The organism is Mycobacterium interjectum (assembly GCF_900078675.2).
Classification (GTDB): Bacteria; Actinomycetota; Actinomycetes; order Mycobacteriales; family Mycobacteriaceae; genus Mycobacterium; species Mycobacterium interjectum.
Map to the genome: position 1 here is coordinate 856,433 of NZ_LT546236.1, position 4,446 is coordinate 860,878.

3 protein-coding genes and 3 pseudogenes are annotated in these 4,446 nt (G+C 71.3%); 2 read left to right on the forward strand and 4 right to left on the reverse strand.

Annotated elements, in window-relative coordinates:
* From BN4348_RS34195 to BN4348_RS34205, 4 genes and pseudogenes are all read right to left on the reverse strand, one after another.
* A partial coding sequence (locus tag BN4348_RS34195) for a glycosyltransferase family 4 protein (RefSeq protein WP_066909247.1) occupies positions 1 to 920 on the reverse strand: 920 nt, incomplete at its 3' end.
* A gap of 147 nt (positions 921 to 1,067) precedes the next feature.
* Positions 1,068 to 1,400 (reverse strand): annotated as a pseudogene (locus BN4348_RS61090) (NAD-dependent epimerase/dehydratase family protein); the annotation flags it as partial.
* 5 nt (positions 1,401 to 1,405) lie between these two features.
* A pseudogene (locus BN4348_RS34200) lies at positions 1,406 to 2,353 on the reverse strand (1,4-alpha-glucan branching protein); the annotation flags it as partial.
* Between the two features lie 26 nt (positions 2,354 to 2,379).
* Positions 2,380 to 3,180, reverse strand: a complete 801-nt coding sequence (locus tag BN4348_RS34205) for a class I SAM-dependent methyltransferase (protein WP_066909241.1) — start codon at positions 3,178 to 3,180, stop codon at positions 2,380 to 2,382.
* A gap of 284 nt (positions 3,181 to 3,464) precedes the next feature.
* Here BN4348_RS34205 and BN4348_RS34210 point away from each other — a divergent pair, with 284 nt between their 5' ends.
* Together BN4348_RS34210 and BN4348_RS34215 are read left to right on the forward strand one after the other, a co-directional pair.
* On the forward strand, positions 3,465 to 4,265 hold the full coding sequence (locus BN4348_RS34210; RefSeq protein ID WP_066909244.1) for an electron transfer flavoprotein subunit beta/FixA family protein: 801 nt from the start codon (positions 3,465 to 3,467) through the stop codon (positions 4,263 to 4,265).
* A 40-nt stretch (positions 4,266 to 4,305) separates the two neighbouring features.
* Positions 4,306 to 4,446, forward strand: a pseudogene (locus BN4348_RS34215) (electron transfer flavoprotein subunit alpha/FixB family protein); the annotation flags it as partial.

Consider the following 4,446-nt stretch of genomic DNA (forward strand, 5'->3'; position numbering starts at 1 on the left):
AGGGGGGTGCCGGCCGCGGCGGCCTCCAGCGCGACGATGCCGAACGGCTCGTAGTGGCTGGGCAGCACCGCGGCGTCGGCGCGGTGCAGGACCGCCAGCAACTCGGTGTGGTCGAGGTGCCCGACGAATCGAATCGCCTTGAGCACCCGCTGTTTACGCGCCTGCTCGACGAGCCAGTCCAGCTGCGTGCCCTCCCCGGCGATGGTCAGCGTGGTGCCCGGGTGGGCGCGCCGCACCCGCGGCAGCGCGGCGATGGCGTCGTGCACACCCTTCTCGTATTCGAGTCGCCCCAGGTAGAGCAGCTCGGGCGGGCCCGGGCGCGGCCGCCGGGCCGCGAACGGCCAGCGCGCCGCGTCAATGCCGTTGCGGATCACGGTGATCTCGGCGAGCCCCGGTCCGAACAGCTCGGTGATCTCGTCGGCCATCGAGGCCGAACACGTGATCAGCGAGTCGGATTCGCGCACCAGCCACGACTCGACCGCGTGTACCTGACGGCTGATCGGCCCGGACACCCAACCGGAATGCCGCCCGGCCTCGGTCGCGTGGACCGTGGAAACCATTGGCACGTCGTAGAATTGGGCAAGCGCAATGGCGGGGTGGGCCACCAGCCAGTCGTGGGCGTGCACCACGTCGGGGCGCCACGCTCGGTCGGTGCCCGGTTTCTTCAGGCCGAGCCCGGCGCGGACCATCGAGTGCCCCATCGCCAGGGTCCAGGCCATCATGTCCTCGCCGAAGGTGAATTCGTGCGGATCCTGCGCGGCGGCGATCACCCGGACGCCCTCGCTGGCCTCATCCGACGACGGGTGCGTGCTGGGATCGGTGCCCGTGGGCCGGCGCGACAGGACGACGACGTCGTGGCCGGCCGCGGCCAGCGCGGTCGAGAGGTGATGCACGTGGCGGCCCAGCCCGCCGATCACCACCGGCGGGGACCCCCCCGACCCCCCTCGGGTCTCCCTGCGCCCGCCCGCCGCCTCCGCGGGGCCACGCCGGCTGCGTNGATCGCTGTCCTCGGTGAGGGTCTCGTCGCCGCGGTGGTATCCGTAGTACCCGACCGCCGAGGCGGAGATGAACACGGCGCATCCGGTGCGGCCCACGAGTTCGGCGAGCCGGCGCGTCGGCCCGATCCTGCTGTCGCGGATGGCTTTTCGATGCGACTCGCTGAAGCGGCCGGCGATCGAGGCGCCGGCCAGATGGATCACCGCGTCCACCCCGGCGAGCAGCCGCGGGTCGGGGTCGTCGGGATCCCACCGTCGTTCGTCGTCGGCCGTCGGCGCCCCCCGGACCAGCCGGATGACGCGGTGGCCGCCGGTGCTCAGGAAGGCGGTCAACGCCGAACCGACCAGCCCCGACGAGCCGGTGACCGCGATGGTCTGCGGCGCCAGGCCGTGCTCGGCGGCCAACCGGNCAGCCGGGCGCGGACCACGTCGACGAAGTCGGCGACGTGGGCGTCGACGGCGTGGTCGGCGCGCTCGGGATCGTAGGGCGCCTTGCCGTCGGAGGACACGTTGCGCCCGGTCACGCGGGCGGGCTTGAGGCCGGTCAGGTGGTCGTAGGTGTGGAAGTCGCGGTACGCGGAGTGGCCGGGGTAACCGGATTTCGGCGACCACACCCGATAGCTGACCTGCAGGTCGCGCCCGAACGCGACCACGTCGGTGTCGCCGACGGGCCGCCCCAGGGCGGTGTCGCCGTGCAGCGACGGGCCGTCGACCATGAAGTGCGTGACCCCCGCGGCGGCGTAGTCGTGTTCCATCCCCGGGGCGTAGGCGCACTCCGGCGCCCAGATGCCGGTCGGTTGGTGCGCCAACCGCTGCTGCGCGTCGGCGAGGCCCTCGCGCAGCGCGAACTCGCGCAGCCGCGGATTCAGCAGCGGCTGGAACGGGTGGGCCAGCGGGCCGCCCAGCAACTCGACCGTGCCCGCGTCGACCAGGCCCCGCAGCAGCGGGCTGCCGCCGTGCCGCCACAGCGTGGCGAAGTCGTCCAGCGCCCGGTCCGCCTCCGCGCATTCACGAATCCCGAAGACCCGCAACGCTTCCGGTGTGCACGACTGGTAGCCGGCCGACTTCGAGGCGGGGGTGGAGCGCACGGTGGCCGCCTCATAAGCCCGCAGCCGCCAGTTGGCCAGCCAGTGATGCATGCCGTCGAGGCAGTACGGGTCGTCGAGCTGGGCGTTGACCACCGGGGTGACGCCGAGCGTGATCAGCCGGTGCCGATCCTCGTCGGCCAGCGTATGCAGCACCCGCAGCAGCGGCAGGTACGACGCCGCCCAGGACTGATACAGCCATTCCTCGCCGACCGGCCAGCGGCCGTGGTGGGCCAGCCACGGCAGGTGGGTGTGCAGCACCAGGGTGAACATGCCGGGCACGCGTGCCCCGGGGAGGCTCACGGGCGCACCGCGATCGCGATGAGGTCCAGGCTGGCATCGATGTCGGTGTCGAGGATGTCGAAGTCGTCGCAAGTGACGGCGGCGACGTCCGCCTGAAGCGCGGGAGGCCACGGCCGCCCGGCCACCGCCAGCGCGATCTGGGCGTCGATGACGGATCCGCCGTGGCGGGCGTCCATCTCGCGCAGCCGCGCGCCGTGGTGCAGGCCGCTGACCGAGACGTCGGAGAAGCCGGCGCCGAGGAGCAGCTCGGGCAGCTCGCCGGCGTTGAGCTCGCGGGTGTGGAAGGGGTTGATCGGGGTGTCGCGGCCCGGGGAGAAGGTGATCCGGTTGGGGGTGGACACCATCAGCAACCCCGACGGGCGCAGCACCCGGGCGCACTCGGCGACGAACTGTGGCTGGTCCCACAGGTGCTCGATGACTTGGAAGTTCGCCACAATATCCACCGACGCGTCGGGCAGCGGCAGCTCCGCGAGGTTGGCCTGCATGACCTCCACGCGCGGGTAGCGGGCCCGGACGTGGGCCACCGCGGCCGCGTCGTAGTCCACCGCGACGACCCGGCGCGCGACGGCGGCGATCAGGTCGGCGCCGTACCCCTCGCCGCAGCCGGCCTCGAGCACCTCGAGGCCCGCGCAGCGCGGCGCAAGGCGCTGGTAGACGACCTGATGGCGGCGGAACCAGTAGTTCTCGATGTCCAGGTCAGGGATGGTGCGCTCGCCCGTCAGCGTCAGCACCGCGTCAACCCCCGGCGAGGGGTCGCCGGGGCCGTCGGGGGGAACGTCGGACAGGTTCGCGCTCATTGCATAGGCAGGCTAACGCGAAGTGTCCGATTCGCGAACCGGGAAGTGGGCACCCCTGCCGGATGGGGCACACAGGGCGAACGAACCGGCCGCCTGGCGACGATGCCGTCCGCGATAGCGGAGGGGGGAGGAGCCGGGCAGTTGTGCCTGCGTGACCCGCTATGGTGTGAGAGCAGACCGCACAAAGTTACCCGCCAGTAACACGCTGTGCAGTGAAAAGTGCGTGACCGAGGTCTTGCAGTCGACCGCTGTGGGACCCCCTTCGAGGAGGACGAACCAGACTCATGACGAACATCGTGGTCCTGATCAAGCAGGTCCCAGACACCTGGTCGGAGCGCAAGCTCACCGACGGCGATTACACGCTGGACCGCGAGGCCGCCGACGCGGTGCTGGACGAGATCAACGAGCGCGCCGTGGAAGAGGCGCTGCAGATTCGCGAGAAGGAAGCCGCCGACGGCACCGAGGGCTCGGTGACCGTGCTGACCGCCGGCCCCGAGCGCGCCACCGAGGCGATCCGCAAGGCCCTGTCCATGGGCGCCGACAAGGCCGTCCACCTCAAGGACGACGGCATGCACGGCTCCTGCGTGGTCCAGACCGCCTGGGCACTGGCGCGGGCGCTGGGCACCATCGAGGGCACCGAGCTGGTCATCGCCGGCAACGAATCCACCGACGGCTCCGGCGGCGCGGTTCCGGCCATCATCGCCGAGTACCTGGGCCTGCCGCAGCTGACGCACCTGCGCAAGCTGTCGGTCGAGGGCGGCAAGATCACCGGGGAGCGCGAGACCGACGACGGCGTGTTCAGCCTGGAGGCCACCCTGCCCGCGGTGGTGAGCGTGACCGAGAAGATCAACGAGCCGCGGTTCCCGTCGTTCAAGGGCATCATGGCCGCCAAGAAGAAAGAGGTCACGGTGCTGACCCTGGGCGAGATCGGGGTCGAGGCCGACGAGGTCGGGCTCGCCAGCGCCGGGTCGACCGTGCTGTCGTCGACACCCAAGCCGCCCAAGACCGCGGGTGAGAAGGTCACCGACGAGGGTGAGGGCGGTAACCAGATCGCCCAGTACCTGGTCGCCCAGAAGATCGTCTAACGAGCCCACGTCTCCCGAACACGAGAAGAGCGAATAACCCATGGCTGAAGTTTTGGTGCTCGTCGAGCACGCCGAAGGCGCCCTGAAGAAAGTCACCTCCGAGCTGATCACCGCAGCCCGCGCGCTGGGTGAGCCGGCCGCCGTCGTCGTCGGCGCGCCGGGGACGGCCGCGCCGCTGGCC